Consider the following 17,040-nt stretch of genomic DNA (forward strand, 5'->3'; position numbering starts at 1 on the left):
GGCGGCGCGGCAGGCTGGAACACCCTCCTGCGGGCGCTGGGCGGCCTCCAGGCGGCCCAGCCAGGCGGCGACCGTCACGGCATCCCCGTCACGACGGCTGGGCGGCGCGGCGGATGAGGGACTCCCACAGGGCGTCGACCTGGGTCTTCAGGTCGTCGAGGGTGCCGGAGTTGTCGATGACGTGGGTGGCGACGGCGCGGCGGTCCGCGCGGGACGCCTGGTTCGCCATGCGGGCGCGGGCGTCCTCCTCGGTCATGCCGCGCCGGGCGACGAGCCGGTCGAGCTGGACGTCCTCCGGGGCGTCCACGACGACGACCTCGTCGTACATGGGGGCCAGGCCGTTCTCCGCCAGGAGCGGGACGTCGTACACCACGACCGCGCCGCCGGGGGCGGCGTCCATCAGCTCCTGCATCCGCTCCCCCACCAGCGGGTGGACGATCGCGTTCAGCGCGGCGAGCCGTCCGGCGTCGGCGAACACGATCCGGCCGACCTTCTCGCGGTCGAGGGCACCGGACGCGAGCAGCACGTCCTCACCGAACTCCGCCACGACGGCGGCGAGGCCCGGCGTGCCCGGCTCCACCACCTCCCGGGCGATCTTGTCGGCGTCGATGACCACGGCGCCGCGTTCGGCGAGCCGCGCCGACACCTCGCTCTTGCCCGACCCGATCCCGCCGGTGAGTCCCACTTTCAGCACGGGCCTCACCCTAATGGTTGCGGCGATCTCGGGGGCGGCCCGGACGGCTACGCGGTTCCGGCGGGCACGAGGGGCTTGCGCATGTGCACGAGGGTGAGGTGCGCGGCGACGCGCTCCCGGTGCGTCTCGGCGTAGCCGAGGCGCCTGTACAGGCGCAGGTTCGTCTCGCTGAGGTGCCCGGTGAACAGCACGCACGCGTCGGCGCGTCCGGCCACCTCGTCCTCCAGCGCCGCGAGGAGCCGCCGGCCGATGCCGCGGCCCTGCAGATCGGGGACGACGACGAGCCGCCCCACCAGGCACGTGTGGTCGCTGAACTGGGCGCGGACCGCCCCGACGAGACGGCCGCCCAGCACCGCCTTCAGCACCACCGCGTCGCCCGACAGCACCTTCTGGAGCTGCTCGGCCGACTCGACCAGCGGGGGGATGAACGGGTCGCCGTACAGCTGCGCCTCCGCGACGTAGGCGGCGCGCTGGACGGTCAGCATCTCCCCGGCGTCCTGCGGGCCCGCCCGCTCGACCGCGACCGTCGGTTCGCTCATGGGACGACCCTAGCGGCGCGGGGGCGCCGGGTCTGCTCAGCGCCCGATCCGGACGGTCACCGCGACCGGATAGTGGTCGGAGGCGTCCGAGACCGGCACGTTGTACTCGGTGACGAGGATGCCGTCCGACCCGAAGATCCAGTCGGTGCGGGCCCCGTCCGACCTGGTGGGGGACGAGTCGTTCCCGATCGCGGTGCTGCGCAGGTCGGTGCCGTCGGTCATGGCCGCCAGTTCGGGGCTGCCGGGCCCGGCGTTGAAGTCGCCGCCGATCAGGGTGCGGGGCGCGCCGCCCCAGGCCCGCAGCAGCGCCGCGATCGAGCGGACGCGTTCGTCGGCCTGGTCGTCGCCGCCCTCCATGTGCGTCGACCACACGTCCATCGTGGCGTCGCCGACACCGAGCCGCGCCCACACGTAGCCGCGGATCTGCGACCAGTCGCCCCGCGGCCACCGGCCCGTCCCCGAACTGCGCACCGGCAGCGACGTCAGGATCGCGTTGCCGAACTGGCCGTCGGCGGCCGGGCCCCAGATCAGCTTCATGCCGAGGCGCCGCGACAGCCACACGCCGACGTCGGCGGTGCCCGAGAGCAGCGACCCGCGGCTGGCCTCCTGCAGCAGGACGACCTGCGCGCGCTGTCCCTCGATGACGCGGGCGATGCCCTCCGGGTCGAGGCGGCCGGCCTGGTTGACCGCGTCGTGGATGTTGTAGCTGAGCACCCGCACATGCCCCGGCACGGGCGCAGCCTGCGCCTTCCCGTCCGGCGCGGCCACCGAGAACACCAGGGTGCCGGCGAGCAGGCCGAGCGCGGCGGCGCCTGCGGTGAGGGCGCGCAGCGGCGCGCGGGCCGGCAGCGGGCCGCCCCGGGCCGAGGCGATGGCGGCGAGCGCACCGAGCGCGATCCCGGCGAGGCCGGGCAGCAGATTGTTCGGGAACGGCAACGGGGAGACGGCGCTCACCTGGTACGGGACGAGGATCGCGGCGATCAGCAGGCCGCCGAGCGCGGCGCCGGCGTCCACCCGCCAGACCGGCCCGCCGGACCCGGCGCGCCGCAGCGGCGCCCGGCACGCCACCGCCAGCAGCCACGCCGACAGCACCTGCCCGAGGATCACGATGGGCACGACCTCGATGCCGGAGATCGCGTACGTCCCGGCGACGGCGCCGGCGCCGACCCCGAGGACGGTGCCGCCGAGCACGCACACACCGCCCGGCACGGCACGGACGGCGAGGCCGGAGGCGAGGAACGCCAGCGCGAGGCCCTGCCCGACGACGATCGTGACGTGCGCGGCCGTCAGGGACTGCCAGCCGGACGACGCCACGAACGCGGGACTGGACAGCACGAGGATCTGCAGCGCCAGGAACGGCCCGAACGCGGCCGCGCCGAGCGCGTCCCGCCAGGAAAGCCCGGGCGCCGCGACCGGACCGGACGCCAGTTCCCGGTAGAGCGCGGCGGCACCGACGCCGACGAACGCCAGGCACGCCAGCCACGGCCCGACGCCGTCACGCCACACCGGGTCCCAGGTGGCGAAGCACATCCGCACCGCGGCGTCGATCGACAGGCCGGCGACGGTGGCGGTGGCGAACCCGACGCCGGACAGGCCGCGGGCGCCCTCGTACAGCGCAGCGACGGCGATCATGCCGATGGCGGTGCCGGCGAACGCCAGCCAGGTGCGCGGCTCGACGGCCTGCGCGAGCAGCCGGACGGCGAACAGGCCGCCGACCGCGGCGAGCAGCAGTCCGCGCGGGCCGGCGGCGCGGCGGATCAGCGGCGCGGCGAATCCGGCGATGTACACGACCAGCACTCCGGCGGCGGCGGCCGCGGTGCCGGTCTGGTCGGCGAAATGGTCGAGCTGGGGCAGCGAGAACCGCAGCGTCTGCGCGAGAACCGCGACCGTGACCGCGATCAGCGCGAGCCTGGCGGGGCCCTGCGGGACGATGGAGGACCCGGAAGCGGCGGGGCCACCGGTCCTGGTGCCGACGTCTGTGCCGACGTCTGCGCCGGCGTCTGTGCTGGCCAATTGAACGAGTGCTCCCGGGGACGAGCGGACCTTCGCGGGTGTCGGCGGGCGGTACAACGCCGAGCACGGCCGGAGGCGATCTCGGAAGATCGTTCTCCGGCCGTGTCCAGGACGTCACCGGCCGTCGCGCGGGACCGTCGGAACGGGCCCGCGCGGACGGCGCACGCCGGGGGTCAGCGGGCTGTCACTGACCGCCGGAGAGCTTCTCGCGCAGCGCCGCGAGCGCCTCGTCGGTGGCCAGTGCGCCACCGGTCGTCTCGCTCTCGCCGCCGCCGGAGTAGGAGGTCTCGCCTCCGCCTCCACCGCCGCCGCCGCTACCGGTACCACCGGCCGCGGGCTCGGCACCGGCCTCCGCCTCTGCCTTGCGGGCCTCCTCGATCTGCCTGCGGTGGGCGTCGAAGCGGGACCGGGCCTCGGCGTACTGCCGCTCCCAGGTCTCGCGCTGCTCGTCGTAGCCCTCCAGCCACTCGCCGGTGTCGGCGTCGAAGCCCTCGGGGTACTTGTAGTTGCCCTGCTCGTCGTACTCGGCGGGCATGCCGTACAGCGTCGGGTCGAAGTCCTCTTCCTCGATGCCGGCGGCACCCTCGTTGGCCTGCTTGAGCGACAGGCTGATCCGGCGCCGGTCGAGGTCGATGTCGATGATCTTCACGAAGATCTCGTCGCCGACCTGGACGACCTGCTCGGGGATCTCCACGTGCCGCTCGGCCAGCTCGGAGATGTGCACCAGGCCCTCGATGCCCTCCTCGACGCGGACGAACGCGCCGAACGGCACCAGCTTGGTGACGCGTCCCGGCACGACCTGCCCGATCTGGTGGGTGCGGGCGAACTGCTGCCACGGGTCTTCCTGCGTCGCCTTGAGCGACAGCGAGACCCGCTCGCGCTCCATGTCGACGTCCAGGACCTCGACCGTGACCTCCTGGCCGACTTCGACGACCTCGGAGGGGTGGTCGATGTGCTTCCAGGACAGCTCGGAGACGTGCACCAGTCCGTCGACGCCGCCGAGGTCGACGAACGCGCCGAAGTTGACGATCGAGGACACGACGCCCTTGCGGACCTGGCCCTTCTGCAGCGTGTTGAGGAAGGTCTGGCGGACCTCGCTCTGCGTCTGCTCCAGCCAGGCGCGGCGGGACAGCACCACGTTGTTGCGGTTCTTGTCCAGCTCGATGATCTTGGCTTCGAGCTCGCGGCCGACGTAGGGCTGCAGGTCGCGGACCCGGCGCATCTCCACCAGGGACGCGGGCAGGAAGCCGCGCAGGCCGATGTCGAGGATCAGGCCGCCCTTGACGACCTCGATGACCGTACCCGTGACGATGCCGTCCTCGTCCTTGATCTTCTCGATCGTGCCCCAGGCGCGCTCGTACTGGGCGCGCTTCTTGGACAGGATCAGCCGGCCCTCCTTGTCCTCCTTCTGGAGGACGAGGGCCTCGACGTGGTCTCCGGTGGAGACGACCTCGTTCGGGTCGACGTCGTGCTTGATGGACAGCTCACGCGAGGGAATGACGCCCTCGGTCTTGTAGCCGATGTCGAGGAGGACCTCGTCACGATCGACCTTGACGACAGTGCCTTCGACAATGTCGCCGTCGTTGAAGTACTTGATGGTCTCATCGATCGCGGCGAGGAAGGCTTCCTCGGACCCGATGTCGTTGACCGCTACCTGCGGGGTGGTCGAGGTGGCCTCGGTGCTGCTCGTCATGTGTCGGCTGGCTCCGGTACGGACAGTGAAGTCGTATTGGTTACTGCGCGGAGGGCCGTTTTCCGCCCTGCCGAGGACCGGAAAGGGAACGCGGACCGTGCCGCGTCAGTGAACCGAACCGTTGTCGCCGACCTGACCGAGCGCGAGCCTGCTCCGTCCGAAGCGCGCGCAGGCCCACAGCGCAGCGATCAGGATATGGGACCAATCTCCCGAGGTCAATCCAGCCCCCGGCGGGTCCTGCGGCACACCGGTCAATATGTCCGCGCACGACCCCTGTACTCCTTGGCCAGCCGGTACTCGGCGGCCTTGGGAAACGTCACGGTGTTCGGGTCTCCGTCAGATGTGTACCGCTCATGCGGGTTCTTGTCCAGGTGCTCGAGCCACGCGGTGGAGCAGTACTTCTTGCAGTCGTTCTCCTTGATCTTGCCCTCGGATCGGATCCGGCTGATCTCCCACCGGTCGAACTCCTCGTCGAACGGCGACGCCGACGGCCGCCAGCCGGCGACGAAGTTGCCCTGGAAGGCGTAACGCCCGTCCACCTTCTTGGCCCAGGCCGGCTCCTCGGGCAGGGCCCCGTACGGGTACGCCAGCGTGGTCGTGTGCCTCCCGGTCAGCCGGACGACCCGGTCCTCGATCTCCCCGATCTCCTCCCGGACCTCCTTCTCGGACAAGCCGGAGAGGTTGGGGTGGTTCATCGTGTGGTTGCCGATGTCGAACCCGTGCCGCTGGAGCCACTTCAGCCCGGTCGCCGCCTGCGCGTCCTCCATCCCGAACAGTTCCCTGGTCATGTAGAACGTCGCGACCGGCCGGAAACCGGGATTCTCCCCGGCGACCCGCTGGATGATCGCGACGGCGGTGCCGGCCCGCGGCCGGCCCTGCGCGTCCAGCGCGAAATGATCCGGGGTGCCGTCGTCGAACGTCAGCACCACGGGGTGCCTCCCGGCCGGGACGTTGAACCGGCCGCTGACGAACTCCGCCGCCGTGATCGGGCAATAGCCTTCCTTGGCGAGGCGTGTCAGCTCGTCGTACAGCTCCTTGGCAGACCGGTCCAGCGGTCTGTCCGGCTTCTCCACGATCCGGTGGTACATCAGCACCGGCACCTGGCCGAGCTCGTTGGCCTTGACCGCCGCCGCTCCGGGCGCCGCGGCCGGGATCGGCGCGCTCGCCGACACGGACGGCGACCCGCTCCCCGGCGCCGGCGTGGCCCCCGCCTTGGCCGCTCGCGCGGTGGGCGTCTTGGACGCGGCACCGGCCCGCTCGGCCGCTTCGTCCTTGCCGTCGCGCTCCCGCCGGTCCCCCGGGAGCGTCAGTCCCAGGATCACGGCGCAGACGATCACGACTCCAGCGATCTTGTGAAGCAGAGGCACGCTACCCCCCGCCGGTCGACCCCAACAGGAACCGGGGACAGCGTACGGGCCCCCGGACATCTACGGACACCCACTCCCGTACCCGCATGATCCCCACGCACCACCCCCCGCCCGCCCCACATCCGGCCAAGTCCGAAAACCCGCGGTAAAAGGCGTCCATCCACGACGTCCCCCGGCCCAGAACGCCGGAGGGGCGCCCAGGGGCGGCACAGACGCACGCAGAGCCGCACAGAGGCCCTGGGACGCACACGGGGATCGCGTGGCGGAGAACGCCGGTCACAGGGCCGCAGGCGTATTCAAAGAGAACGACGACCTCAGCCGTCGCCGCAACCACGCGACAACCTCCACAATCGCGATCGCGTCCGAAGGCAGGTTCGAGCGAAGCGAGAACCTGATCGCGCAGCGAGCCGCAAGGCGAGCCGGAGCGATGCAGCGATCGCACCGCAGTTCCCGCCGAAGGAGGGCCGCCAAGGCCCGACGCCAAGGGAACTGCAAAAAAAACTAGTGTGCGGCTTCCTGCCAGGTGTTGCCGGTGCCCATGGAGACGCTGAGGGGGGCGCGGAGGTCGTAGGCGCCGGCCATTTCGGTGCTGACGAGGGACGTGAGGTCGTCGAGTTCGCCGGGGGCGACCTCGAAGACGAGTTCGTCGTGGACCTGTAGCAGCATCCGGGACGTCAGGCCCGCGGCGCGGAGGGCGCGGTCGACGTGCAGGCTCGCGACCTTGATGATGTCGGCGGCCGATCCCTGGATGGGGGCGTTGAGCGCCATCCGCTCGGCCATTTCGCGGCGCTGCCGGTTGTCGGAGTTGAGGTCGGGCAGGTAGCGGCGGCGGCCGAGGATCGTCTCGGTGTAGCCGTCCTGCCGGGCCTTGGCGACGATGTCGCGCAGGTAGTCGCGGACGCCGCCGAACTGCTCGAAGTACTCCTCCATGAGGCCGCGCGCCTCGTCCGGGGAGATCCTCAGCTGCTGCGAGAGGCCGTACGCCGACAGGCCGTAGGCGAGGCCGTAGTTCATGGCCTTGATGCGGGCGCGCAGTTCCGAGTCGATCTGCTCGGGCGGCAGCCCGAACACGCGGGACGCGGTGATGGTGTGGAAGTCGGCGCCGGTCCCGAAGGCCTCCAGCAGCGCCTCGTCCTCCGACAGGTGCGCCATGATGCGCAGCTCGATCTGCGAGTAGTCGGCGGTCAGGAGCGACTCGTAGGGGTCGCCGACGACGAACGCCTCGCGGATCTGGCGGCCCTCGGCGGTGCGGATCGGGATGTTCTGCAAGTTCGGGTCGGTGGACGACAGCCGGCCCGTCGCGGCGATCATCTGGTTGAACGTGGTGTGGATGCGGCCGGCGTCGTCGGCCATCGGGATGAGGGAGTCGACGATGCTCTTGAGCTTGGCGACCTCCCGCCAGCGGAGGATGTGGTCCAGGACGGGGTGCGGGTCCTTCTCCGCGAGGTTCGTCAGGGCCTCGGAGTCGGTGGTGTATCCGGTCTTGGTGCGTTTGGTCTTCGGCAGGTTCAGCTCGTCGAACAGGACCTGCTGCACCTGCTTGGGCGAGCCGAGGTTGAACTCGCGGCCGACGGCCGTGTGCGCCAGCTGCTCCTGCTCCTTGACCTGGCCGCCGAGGGACGCGGACATGCCCGCGAGGTGGTCGCCGTCGACCGCGATGCCGGCGCGCTCCATGTCGGCGAGGACGCCGACGAGGGGCAGCTCCACCTCGTGCAGCAGCCGGGTCGCGCCGCGCTTGTCGAGATCCTTGTCGAGGACGTCGGCCAGCTCGGTGACGGCGCGCGCACGGACCGCGAGGGCCTGCGCCGCCTCCTCTTCGCCGGAGCCGTCGAGGGTGAGCTGCCCCGTGTCCTCGGTCTCGCTGCGCAGCTCGCGGTGCAGGTAGCGCAGGGCGAGGTCGGCCAGGTCGAACGTCCGCTGCCCCGGCAGCGCCAGGTAGGCGGCGAGCGCGGTGTCGCTGGTGAGGCCCTCCAGCGTCATGCCGCGCGCCGCGAACGCCAGCATCGGCCCCTTGGCCTCGTGGATCGCCTTGGGACGCGCGGCGTCGGCGAGGTAGGCGGCCAGGGCGCGCTCGTCGTCCTCGATCAGCTCGGCCGGGTCCAGGTGGACGGCGGGCCCCTTCTTGGACGCCAGGGCCAGCGCGGTGATCTCACCCGTCCCGCGGCCCCAGGAGCCGGTGACGGCGATGCCGAGCCGGTCGCCGGAGTTGGCCTCCAGCCAGGCGCCGAGCGCGCCGGGCTCCAGCGCGTCCACCTCGACGTCGAAGCCCTCGTCGGCCTCGGGCCCGGCCGCCGACAGCGTCGCGTACAGCCGCTCGCGCAGCACCCGGAACTGCAGCGAGTCGAACAGGGTGTGGATCTCCTCGCGGTCCCACTGGCCCATCGTCAGCTGCGGCGGCGTCAGCTCCAGCCCGACCTCGGTGTCGAGCTTGTTGATCTGGTGGTTGCGCAGGACCCCGGCGAGGTGCTCGCGGAGGCTGTCGCCGGCCTTGCCCTTGATCTCGTCCACCCGGTCGACGAGCGCGTCGAGGTCGCCGTACTTGGTCAGCCACTTGGCGGCGGTCTTCGGGCCGACGCCGGGCACGCCGGGCAGGTTGTCGCTGCTCTCGCCCACCAGCGCGGCCAGCTCGCGGTACCGCTCGGGCGGGACGCCGTACTTGGCCTCGACGGCGCCCGGGTCCATCCGCGACAGCTCGGACACGCCGCGGACGGGGTACAGGATCGTGACGTCGTCGTTGACGAGCTGGAACGCGTCCCGGTCGCCGGTGACGATCAGCGTCTCCAGGCCGGCCTGCGTGGCCTGCACCGACAGCGTGGCGATGATGTCGTCCGCCTCGAACCCGGCGACCGACAGCCGCGGGATGCGCAGCGCGTCCAGCACCTCGAAGATCAGGCTGACCTGGCTGCGGAACTCGTCCGGCGTCTTCTGCCGGCCCGCCTTGTACTCCACGTACTGCTCGTGCCGGAACGTCGGCTCGGAACGGTCGAACGCCACCGCGATATGGGTGGGCTGCTCGTCCCGCAGGACGTTGATGAGCATCGAGGTGAAGCCGTACACGGCGTTGGTCGGCTGCCCGTCGGTCGTGGAGAAGTTCTCCACGGGCAACGCGAAGAACGCCCGGTAGGCCAGAGAATGCCCGTCGAGCAGGAGAAGCCGGTCACGCTTGTCAGGGGTCGCTGCTGTCGTCGCCACACCAGGACTCTAGTCTGCGCGTACGACAGTTTTGTGGAGGCGTAAGTGACTGACAACCCCGGGACGCAGCCCGCCGCGGGTACCGCCGCCTTCGGACCGGACGTGTACGGCGACCTGGGCAAGGCGATGGGCATCGAGTGCCTGGAGGCCTCGCCGGAACGCGTCGTGGGACGCATGCCGGTGAAGGGCAACACGCAGCCGTACGGGCTCCTGCACGGCGGCGCGTCCTGCGTGCTGGCCGAGTCGATCGGGTCGACCGGCGCGGCGCTGCACGCCGGCCCCGGCCGCATCGCCGTCGGCATCGAGATCAACGCCACCCACCACCGGTCCGCGACCGACGGGTACGTCACCGGTGTGGCGACCCGCACGCACGGCGGCCGCACCCTCGCCACCTACGACATCGTGGTCACCGACGACGAGGGCCGGCGGGTCTGCACCGCGCGGCTCACCTGCATGCTGCGGGACGCCCCCGGCACCTGATGCGCGCTTTCTTTGCGATGCGCGCCCCCGGGTCTGTAGCGTGGATCAAAGCGGCCCGGGATCACCGAGTAGACAACGTACGCGCCCGGGGAAGGTTCGTACGGCCCCAAAGGTGATCCCGGGTCAACGCATGTCCGGGCACGGTTCCCCGTTCCGCCCGGCTCCCCCGCTTCGCCGACACCGGCGTATGACCGTCACCGGTTGCGGTTGCGTTGCGAAACCCTCCGGCCGGTTCACCCCGCCCCACGACCGGCCGTACGTTCCGACCATGCGCCCCGGTTCCATGCGCCCCCGCTACCCGCGCCCCCACCGCACGCGCACCTGGGGGCCGCGTCCACGCACCGCCCTCGCGGGCGCCGCGCTCACGCTCACCGCGGCCATCACACTGGCGGGCTGTTCCGGCACCGGAGACGCCGGTGGCCGCCCCACCTACGAGATCCCGGCCGAGAAGGCGCGGGAGGGCGAAACCGTCACCGAAGGCAAGGCCGGCCGCAGCGCCGACATGCGGTTCACCGTCCTCGGCTTCCGCGAGGGAATGACCGACGTCATGGGCACCCACGCCGTGATGGGCGCCGAAGGCGCCTTCACCCGGATCCGCGTCCTCGCCGTCAACACCGGCCGCGACACCCAAATATTCGACACCTGGAAACAACGGCTCGTCACCACCGACGGCGGGACCCACTCCCCCGACATCAACGCCACCATGATCAAGCGGCAGCCGGAGCGGTTCTCCGTCGGATCGTCCATGCGCGTCGAGTTCGACCTCTGGTTCGACGTGCCGCACGGCGCGAAGGTCAAGGCCGTCCGCCTCTACGGCTCCCCGCCGGTCGGCGCCGTCAGCGACCCCGCGCCCGCCGAGATCCCGCTTCCCTGACCGCCCGGACCCGCGACCGCGACGCCACGCGACGGGACGCGCCCGCCCGGACCCGGATGAACCGGACCGGACGGGCGCGCATCGCGGAAACGGCCGCCGTTACGGCGACGAGTCCTCCTCCGGGCCGTCCGCCGGCGGGGAGGGCTTCGCGGCGCCCGCCGCGTCCGGAGGCTCCGCGTCCGCGGACACGGACTCCGCCCCGGCCAGGTCTTCGCCGCTCGCGCCGCCGAGATACGCCGCGCGCACCTGCGGATCGTCCAGCAGCTCACCTGCCGGCGCCGCCTTCACCACCCGGCCCGTCTCCAGCACGTACGCGCGGTTCGCGATCTGAAGCGCCTGCTGGGCGTTCTGCTCCACCAGCAGCACCGTCGTACCTCGCCGGTTGATCTCCTGGACGATCTCGAAGATCTGCTGGACCAGCATGGGCGCCAGCCCCATCGACGGCTCGTCCAGCAGGAGCACCTTCGGCTTGGCCATCAGCGCCCGCCCGATCGCGAGCATCTGCTGCTCGCCCCCGGACATCGTGCCGCCCGCCTGCGACTTGCGCTCGGCGAGCCGCGGGAACAGCTCGTACGCCTCCGTCAGCTCCTTGGACACGTTCTCCTTGCGGGAGTACGCGCCCATCAGGAGGTTCTCCTCCACCGTCATGCCGGGGAAGATCCCGCGCCCCTCCGGGGCCTGCCCGATCCCGGCCGTCACCCGCTTGTGCCCGGGCATCCTGCTGATGTCGCGGCCGTCGAAACGGATCGCGCCCGACGACGGCGAGAGCAGACCCGAGATGGTCTTCAGCGTCGTCGACTTGCCCGCGCCGTTCGCGCCGATCAGCGACACGATCTCGCCGTCGTCGACGGACACCGAGATGCCCTTCAGCGCCGCGATCTTTCCGTAGTGGACGTGAATGTCATCGATCTCAAGAAGCATCGGCCGGAGCCCCCAGATACGCCTCGATCACCCGCGGATCGTTCTGCACGTCGGCCGGGAGGCCGTCGGCGATCTTCTGTCCGAAGTCCACCACCGCGATCCGGTCGCTGATCCCCATCACCAGGCTCATGTCGTGCTCGATGAGCAGCACCGTGACCCCGGTGTCGCGGATCCTGCGGATCAGATCCTGCAGCGCCACCTTCTCCGCCGGGTTCATGCCCGCGGCGGGCTCGTCCAGCAGCAGCAGCTTCGGCCCGGTCGCCAGCGCCCGCGCGATCTCCAGCCTCCGCTGGTCGCCGTACGGCAGGTTCTTCGCCGCCTCCTCGGCCCGGTGCGGGATCCCCACCAGTTCCAGCAGCTCGCGGGCCCGCTCCCGGCCCCGGCGCTCCTCGCGCCGGTGCCACGGCAGCCCCAGGCCCGCCCCGACGACCCCGGTCCGGTGATGGGCGTCCGTGCCCACCAGGACGTTCTCAAGGGACGTCATGTTGTGGAACAGCCGCACGTTCTGGAACGTGCGGGCGATGCCCAGTTTCGTGACCGCGAAGCGCTTCTGGCCGTTGATCCGCTTCCCGTCGAAGACGATGTCGCCATCGGTGGGCTTGTAGACGCCGGTGGTCACGTTGAACACCGTCGTCTTCCCCGCGCCGTTCGGGCCGATCAGCGCGAAGATCTGGCCCTCGCGGACCGTGAGATCGACCTTGTTGAGCGCCACGACGCCGCCGAAGCGCATCACGACCTCGCGCAGCTCCAGAACCGGCTCGCGCTCCTCCGCACCGCTCACTTGCTCACCTCCGCGGCGTCATGCCCGTCGGGCCCGCCGACCTCGGCTCCCAGGCTGCCCATACCGCCGGTGCCCTCCGCGAGCTCTGCCTTCCGCTGCCGCGACGGCCACAGACCCTCCGGACGGAAGATCATCATCAGGACCAGCGCCGCACCGAAGATCAGCATGCGGTACTCCTCCAGGAACCGGAACCGCTCCGGCAGCCATGCCACCACGAACGCGCCCAGGATCGCACCCGGGATGTGCCCCGAGCCGCCCAGCACCACCGCGGCCAGCACCAGCGCCGACACGATGAACTCGAAGTTCGCCGGCAGGATCGAGGTCTGCTTCGCAGCGAACACCACGCCGCCGCTGCCGCCGATCGCCGCGCCGATCATGAACGCGGCCAGCTTGAACCGGAACGTCGGCACGCCCATCAGCTCGGCGGCGTCCTCGTCCTCACGGATCGACGCCCACGCCCGGCCGACCCGGGATCTGTCCAGCCGCTTGACGAAGATGATCGCGATGATGATGAACGCGAGCAGCATGTAGTAGTACGGCCGCGAGTCCAGCAGCCCGTACTTCAGCGGCTGCACGCCCAGGATCTCGAACTCCGAGAGCGACGGCGGGTGCGGAATGCCCTGCACGCCGCGCGGGCCGTTCACGAACGAGCTGTTGTTCGCCGTCCGTTTCACGATCTCGCCGAAGCCGAGCGTCACGATCGCCAGATAGTCACCGCGCAGCCGCAGGGTCGGCGCCCCCAGGATCAGCCCGGACAGCGCCGAGAACGCGATCGCCAGGGCGAGCGCCTCCCAGAAGCTCCAGTGATACCGGACGGCGAAGATCGCGATCGTGTAGCCGCCCACCGCGTAGAACGCCACGTACCCGAGGTCGAGGAGGCCGGCCATGCCGACCACGACGTTCAGGCCGATCGCCAGCAGCACGTAGATGGCGATCTGGTCACTGAGCATCGACGGCCAGCTGCTGCCGCCCGGCGCCATGAAGCTGCCGATCGCCTCACTCGGCAGGAAGACCGCGCCCAGGATGAGCAGGCCGTACACCGCCCAGCGCTGCAGGCCGGACGCACCCGCCCACCAGCGCCGCATCGGATCGAAGGACAGGGCCGGACCGAACCGGCCGCCATTGCCGTTGCCGTTGCCGTTGCCGTTCTTCGAAAGGTTCATGCGCGCGCCTGCTGGAGGGACTCACCGAGAATGCCGGTGGGACGGAACATCAGGACCAGGATCAGCACCGTGAACGCGACGACGTCCCGCCACTCCGATCCGAACAGGCTGGAACCGTACATCTCCAGCAGCCCCAGCACGAAACCGCCGGCCAGGGCGCCCCGGATGTTGCCGATCCCGCCGAGCACCGCCGCCGTGAACGCCTTGATGCCGAGCAGGAAACCCACGAAGTAGTTCGTGGCCTCGAACCGCAGGAAGTACAGCGCCGCGGCGACGCCCGCCATGACACCGCCCACCACGAACGTCACCGAGACGACCCGGTCGATGTTGACGCCCATCAGCACCGCGGTCTGCGGGTCCTGCGCCGTGGAACGGATACCGCGGCCCAGCTTCGTCCGGTTCACGAACTGGTCGAGCGCGACCATCATCAGCACCGCGCCGAAGAAGATGATCAATTTCTCGTTGCTGATCTGGATCGGCCCGGCGTCCACCACGTTCGTGAGCTCTTTGAAGTGCTCATCGACGGGCAGCCTCCCGCCCGCGTCGGACGTGCCGAACACCGGCGGGATGATCAGCGTCGCGAACAGCTGCTGAATGAAGATCGACGCACCGATGGCCGAGATCAGCGCGGCCAGCCTGGAGGCTCCCTTCTTCCGCAGCGGACGGTACGCCACCCGTTCCAGGACCATCGCGCCGCCGCCGCCGACGACACCGGCCACAAGGACCGTCAGCGCCACCACCCCGACCAGCGCGAAGCCGCCGACGTCGGAGACGCCCATGGACCGCACGGTCCACAGCGCCGCGAACGTGCCGACCATGAAGATGTCGGCATGCGCGAAATTGATCAGTCTCAGGACGCCGTAGACCATCGTGTAGCCCAGCGCCAGGAGCGCGTAGATCGCGCCCAGCGCCAGGCCGTCGATGGTCGACGGCCAGAATTGATTGATGAAGTCGTCGAGCACCTTGGGTCGCCTTAGTCAGAAGGAGCGGGAGCGCTGTAGCGCTCCCGCTCCCGCGCCATGAGGGGTCGATAGGCGTTGGTGACGCCTACGAGGCCTTCGCTTCGCTTGCCGGGCCCAACAAGACGATCTTGTTGCCCTGCACCTCGTAGATGAAGATGTCCTCGGCCGCGAGCTCACCGTTCTCGGCGAACTTGATCGGCTTGCCCACACCCTGGACGTCGATCGTCTTGAGGTAGTTGTTGATGTCGTCGGTCGTCGTGTTGCCCGCCTTCACGGCCTCCACGAACGACGTGGCCGCGTCGAAGCCCTCGGTCGAGTAGATCGCGACCTCGGCCCCGAACTTCGCCTGGTAGTCGTCGGCGAACTTCTTCGCCTTCTCGTTCGTCTTGCCCTCCGGGTCGATCAGGCAGCCGCAGCTGACGAGCGCGCCCTGCGCGTTCTCCTGCCCCGTGCCCTCGATCAGGCCGGAGGCGAGCGAACCGTCGCCCGACATCATCTTGCCCTCGTAGCCGCCTTCGCGCAGCTGCTTGAACAGCCGCCCGGCGACAGCGTAGTAGCCGCCGAAGTAGACCGCGTCCGGCTTGAACTGAACGATCTTGTTGACGGTCGAGGAGTAGTCCGTCGCCTTGTCGTCCACCGCGTCGCTCTGGACCTCGACGCCCTTCGGCTCGACGGCCTTGGCGATCGCGTCGGTCAGGCCCTTGCCGTACTCCTGGTTGTCGGAGACGGTGTAGAGCTTCTTCGCCTTCAGCCCGTCGGTCAGGAACGTCGCGACGCCGGCGCTCTGCACCGAGTCGTCCGCCACCACGCGGTGCCAGTACTTCCAGCCCTTCTCGCCCAGCGTGATGTTCGTCGCCGACGGCGACACGCTCGGGATCTTGGCCTCCTCCAGGATCGGGCCGACACTCTGCGACTCGCCCGAGAACGCCGGACCGACCATGCCGACGATCTTGTCGTTCTTGACCGCGCCCAGCGCCAGCGACGTCGCCTGCTCCGGCTTGCCCTGGCTGTCGTAGGTCTTGAAGTTGATCTTAACTTCGGGGTTCGTGGCGTTGTACTGCTCGAACGCCAACTGCGCGCCCTGCTTGGGCGGAATCACCAGGCCCGAGTTCTCACCGGTCAGGTCACCCATGAACCCGATCGTGATCTCGTTGGCGTCACCGCCGGAGCCGCCATCGTCACCACCACACGCCACGGCGCTGAGCGCGAGCACCGCGCTCACCGCCACCGCGCCGGTGATCCTCATCTTGTTGCGCCGCAAGGTGCCCAACCTTTCCATCCGGATCCGGGAGGGGATCGGGTACGAGACATGCCCCGGCGCCGACACCTCGGATGGAGAAATCGGTCACTCGGGGACCAGCTATGTCGTACACCGTTGACCCACCTCAGAACAGGCCCCCCGGATAGAAGGGTTACTCGTTCGTTACGGCTCCGTGCTCATCCGATACCCGGCATTGCCAGGGACGATTACTCACAGTGACGACCTCGGACCAGTCCGGAACTCTCGCATTGGATCTTGACAACGCGGGAGATGACAGCGATACGGGTCAACCCGCGGCGGGCTCGTCCTTCCCCGGCGGCCCGTCGCCCGCGGCACCGGCCACGACCGCCTCCGCGACGGCGCGCATCGTCAGCCGGCGGTCCATCGAGGTCTTCTGGATCCACCGGAACGCCTCCGGCTCGGACCACCCGTTGGCCTCCTGCAGCAGCCCCTTGGCCCGATCCACGACCTTGCGGGTCTCCAGCCGGTCCTGCAGGCCCGCGACCTCCGCCTCCAGCGCCCGCAGCTCGGTGTACCGGCTCACCGCCATCTCGATCGCGGGCGCGAGGTCGGTCTTGGAGAACGGCTTGACGAGGTAGGCCATCGCCCCCGCGTCCGTGGCCCGCTGGACGAGCTCGCGCTGGGAGAACGCGGTGAGGATCACCACCGGCGCGATCCGGTCCGCCGAGATGCGCTCGGCCGCGGAGATCCCGTCCAGCACCGGCATCTTGACGTCGAGGATCACCAGATCGGGTGTCAGCTCACCCGCCAGCCGGACGGCCGTCTCCCCGTCGCCGGCCTCCCCGACGACCTCGTAGCCGTCCTCCTGAAGCATCTCCTTCAGGTCCAGCCTGATCAGGGCCTCGTCTTCCGCGATCACAACTCGCCGCGCGCTCTCCACGCCCCGAGCCTACCGAAACCCGCTACCCTGGACCGAGGCCGCCCCTCCTCGAGGCAGCGGCGACCGCCAAGTCCAGATGTCTGATTTATCTGGACATAGGCCCCGATATCCCAATGGCAGAGGAAATGGTCTCAAACACCATCTAGTGTGGGTTCGAATCCCACTCGGGGCACTTGAGATGGACGCGCCGCCCGGCCGA

At 70.2% G+C, this 17,040-nt stretch carries 14 protein-coding genes and 1 tRNA gene; 3 read left to right on the top strand and 12 right to left on the bottom strand.

All coding sequences use genetic code 11. The features are described from left to right. Nucleotides 1-88: 88 nt before the first annotated feature. From coaE to polA, 6 genes are all read right to left on the bottom strand, one after another. On the bottom strand, nt 89-694 hold the full coding sequence (gene coaE / locus ACTWPP_RS16980) for a dephospho-CoA kinase (protein ID WP_443105229.1): 606 nt from the start codon (nt 692-694) through the stop codon (nt 89-91). A 47-nt stretch (nt 695-741) separates the two neighbouring features. After that, entirely contained in the window at nt 742-1,233 is a 492-nt protein-coding gene (locus ACTWPP_RS16985; protein WP_443105230.1) for a GNAT family N-acetyltransferase, read from the bottom strand. 36 nt (nt 1,234-1,269) lie between these two features. Further along, nucleotides 1,270-3,246, bottom strand: coding sequence for an endonuclease/exonuclease/phosphatase family protein (locus ACTWPP_RS16990; RefSeq protein WP_443105231.1), 1,977 nt, complete (start codon nt 3,244-3,246; stop codon nt 1,270-1,272). Between the two features lie 184 nt (nt 3,247-3,430). Further along, on the bottom strand, nt 3,431-4,939 hold the full coding sequence (gene rpsA / locus ACTWPP_RS16995; protein ID WP_443105232.1) for a 30S ribosomal protein S1: 1,509 nt from the start codon (nt 4,937-4,939) through the stop codon (nt 3,431-3,433). Nucleotides 4,940-5,190: 251 nt separating this feature from the next. Next, nucleotides 5,191-6,261 (bottom strand): polysaccharide deacetylase family protein, encoded by a 1,071-nt coding sequence (locus ACTWPP_RS17000; RefSeq protein ID WP_443105233.1) that lies wholly within the window; start codon nt 6,259-6,261, stop codon nt 5,191-5,193. Nucleotides 6,262-6,807: 546 nt separating this feature from the next. Continuing rightward, nucleotides 6,808-9,498 (bottom strand): DNA polymerase I, encoded by a 2,691-nt coding sequence (gene polA, locus ACTWPP_RS17005; protein WP_443105234.1) that lies wholly within the window; start codon nt 9,496-9,498, stop codon nt 6,808-6,810. A gap of 126 nt (nt 9,499-9,624) precedes the next feature. On the opposite strand from polA, the gene ACTWPP_RS17010 reads away from it, so the two are divergent. Further along, on the top strand, nt 9,625-9,978 hold the full coding sequence (locus ACTWPP_RS17010) for a PaaI family thioesterase (protein WP_443105573.1): 354 nt from the start codon (nt 9,625-9,627) through the stop codon (nt 9,976-9,978). Nucleotides 9,979-10,246: 268 nt separating this feature from the next. Then, nucleotides 10,247-10,852 carry a DUF4352 domain-containing protein gene (locus tag ACTWPP_RS17015; RefSeq protein WP_443105235.1) on the top strand — a complete coding sequence of 202 codons (606 nt, stop codon included), beginning with the start codon at nt 10,247-10,249 and terminating at the stop codon, nt 10,850-10,852. Nucleotides 10,853-10,951: 99 nt separating this feature from the next. Here the strand turns inward: ACTWPP_RS17015 and ACTWPP_RS17020 are convergent, their stop codons facing one another. The 6 genes from ACTWPP_RS17020 to ACTWPP_RS17045 form a co-directional block, all read right to left on the bottom strand. After that, nucleotides 10,952-11,773, bottom strand: a complete 822-nt coding sequence (locus ACTWPP_RS17020; RefSeq protein ID WP_443105236.1) for an ABC transporter ATP-binding protein — start codon at nt 11,771-11,773, stop codon at nt 10,952-10,954. Then, nucleotides 11,763-12,503 (bottom strand): ABC transporter ATP-binding protein, encoded by a 741-nt coding sequence (locus ACTWPP_RS17025; RefSeq protein WP_443105574.1) that lies wholly within the window; start codon nt 12,501-12,503, stop codon nt 11,763-11,765. Before ACTWPP_RS17025 ends, ACTWPP_RS17020 begins: the two co-directional genes overlap by 11 nt. 47 nt (nt 12,504-12,550) lie before the next feature. Continuing rightward, nucleotides 12,551-13,717 (bottom strand): branched-chain amino acid ABC transporter permease, encoded by a 1,167-nt coding sequence (locus ACTWPP_RS17030; protein WP_443105237.1) that lies wholly within the window; start codon nt 13,715-13,717, stop codon nt 12,551-12,553. Then, on the bottom strand, nt 13,714-14,679 hold the full coding sequence (locus ACTWPP_RS17035; protein WP_443105238.1) for a branched-chain amino acid ABC transporter permease: 966 nt from the start codon (nt 14,677-14,679) through the stop codon (nt 13,714-13,716). Before ACTWPP_RS17035 ends, ACTWPP_RS17030 begins: the two co-directional genes overlap by 4 nt. 85 nt (nt 14,680-14,764) lie before the next feature. Continuing rightward, on the bottom strand, nt 14,765-15,940 hold the full coding sequence (locus tag ACTWPP_RS17040; RefSeq protein ID WP_443105239.1) for a branched-chain amino acid ABC transporter substrate-binding protein: 1,176 nt from the start codon (nt 15,938-15,940) through the stop codon (nt 14,765-14,767). Between the two features lie 286 nt (nt 15,941-16,226). Next, entirely contained in the window at nt 16,227-16,841 is a 615-nt protein-coding gene (locus ACTWPP_RS17045; RefSeq protein ID WP_443105240.1) for an ANTAR domain-containing response regulator, read from the bottom strand. Nucleotides 16,842-16,940: 99 nt separating this feature from the next. Between ACTWPP_RS17045 and ACTWPP_RS17050 the strand changes: the two genes are divergently transcribed. Beyond that, a tRNA-Leu gene (locus tag ACTWPP_RS17050) sits at nt 16,941-17,013 on the top strand. The last annotated feature ends 27 nt before the right edge of the window (nt 17,014-17,040 follow it).

It is taken from the genome of Actinomadura sp. 3N407, from assembly GCF_052245875.1.
Taxonomy (GTDB): Bacteria; Actinomycetota; Actinomycetes; order Streptosporangiales; family Streptosporangiaceae; genus Spirillospora.

Bases quoted from the DNA above. Each gene is read 5' to 3' on its own strand.
- ACTWPP_RS17015 (WP_443105235.1), top strand. From the start codon at position 10,247: ATGCGCCCCGGTTCCATGCGCCCCCGCTACCCGCGCCCCCACCGCACG.
- ACTWPP_RS17025 (WP_443105574.1), bottom strand. From the start codon at position 12,503: ATGCGCTTCGGCGGCGTCGTGGCGCTCAACAAGGTCGATCTCACGGTC.
- ACTWPP_RS17010 (WP_443105573.1), top strand. From the start codon at position 9,625: ATGGGCATCGAGTGCCTGGAGGCCTCGCCGGAACGCGTCGTGGGACGC.
- rpsA (WP_443105232.1), bottom strand. From the start codon at position 4,939: ATGACGAGCAGCACCGAGGCCACCTCGACCACCCCGCAGGTAGCGGTC.
- ACTWPP_RS17020 (WP_443105236.1), bottom strand. From the start codon at position 11,773: ATGCTTCTTGAGATCGATGACATTCACGTCCACTACGGAAAGATCGCG.
- ACTWPP_RS16985 (WP_443105230.1), bottom strand. From the start codon at position 1,233: ATGAGCGAACCGACGGTCGCGGTCGAGCGGGCGGGCCCGCAGGACGCC.
- ACTWPP_RS17030 (WP_443105237.1), bottom strand. From the start codon at position 13,717: ATGAACCTTTCGAAGAACGGCAACGGCAACGGCAACGGCAATGGCGGC.